At 50.4% G+C, this 1,485-nt stretch carries 1 protein-coding gene and 1 pseudogene; both read right to left on the minus strand.

Features of this window, described 5'->3' with window-relative positions:
- Positions 1–608, minus strand: a 608-nt coding sequence (locus ACFRAK_RS27660) for a S41 family peptidase (protein ID WP_394572985.1), incomplete at its 3' end; no start/stop codon positions are given.
- A gap of 133 nt (positions 609–741) precedes the next feature.
- Positions 742–1,485 (minus strand): annotated as a pseudogene (locus ACFRAK_RS27665) (M23 family metallopeptidase); the annotation flags it as partial.

Consider the following 1,485-nt stretch of genomic DNA (forward strand, 5'->3'; position numbering starts at 1 on the left):
GTCTCGAGATCCACCTCATCCCGAACGATGGTAAACTCAATCGGCTTTTCGGAACCTGCACGCTTGACCTGCAATACAGCTTCGGAACCCTTCGGGCCGCGTATTTTGTTAACGGCTATATTCAAATCAAGTCCTTGCAGAGATTCGCCGTTAACGGATAGAATGAGATCCTTCGCTCGAATCCCTGCCTTCTCGGCTGGTGATCCCTTAATTGGGGATACGACAATGACATTGCCATCCTGCGAAGATACCTCTGCACCGATTCCAGTAAAGGAGCCTTCGATGCTCTCTTGGAACTGAGCTGCCGTGTCTTTCGCCATATAGTTGGAATATGGATCTTCCAGGGCATCCATCATCCCGTTGATCGCGCCGTCGATTAACTTCGACCGGTCGATATCCTTGTAATAATTGCTCTCGATCAGATCCAGCACCGTGCCTAATTTCTTAGCCTCGGCCTGTTCCAATCCGTTCTTGTCTCCGATACTGGCTAGCAAACCCTCACCATTGCCAGTCTGGCTGGCAGGCAACTGGGTTAAAGCCATGCTTATCATAATCCCGCACAACATGGCAGCTATGACCAGAAATACAGCCGTTCGTTTTTTGAGCAAGTACCTCACCGCCTTTGTACGTATCAACTGCTAAACACACACGGGAAATCCCGTCCACCTAGTATATGATTGGCTTGTCGGGAATATTTATACAGCGGTCTTAATAAGGTTACCGTTCTCACCCGAAGTCAGGCTACAGATACGGCGAAGGATTAACTGGTGATCCATTTACCCGGACTTCAAAATGTAGATGGGGTCCTGTGCTTTGACCGGTTGAACCGACTTCAGCAATCTTCTGCCCTCTGGATACCTTGTCGCCTTCACTCACTTTGATCCCGCCGTTACGGATATGACCATACAGGGTCCATACTCCGCCCCCATGATCAACAATAACACAGTTTCCGTAGCCGCTCCACCATTCAGCCAGAATTACAGTACCACCTTCAGCCGCACGAATGTCCGTTCCTTGAGGTGCTGCAAAGTCTACTCCCGTATGCATCTTGCCAGCCTGACCCGTTACCGGGTGGACACGCGGTCCGTAACCGGAGGAAAGACGAGCTCCGGATACCGGAATCGCAAACGGTCCTCCATTACCCGTAAATCCACCACCCTTGCTTCCACCACCCTTACTCCCACCAAGCTTGGTCAGAGCGCTTGCTTGCCAGAGCTACGAGCATTCGATCCTGCTCTTCGGTCAAGATATCCGCGTCTTCGATCTCTTGATCATACTGGGCGATGAGTACGCGCTTCTCCTGTTCCTTCTCGTTCAGGATGCTCTTGCGATCCTCCATCTGACCGTAAAGATCTTTAGCCGTAGCATATTGTCCTTCAAGTTCCTTCTTCTTATCGATCACGAGCAGCTTGTCCTGTTTATGCTGTACAAGCAGATCCTGATCTTGATCAACGATCGTCTTCAAGGAATCCGCCCGTTCAATGA

The organism is Peribacillus sp. NPDC056705, from assembly GCF_043656335.1.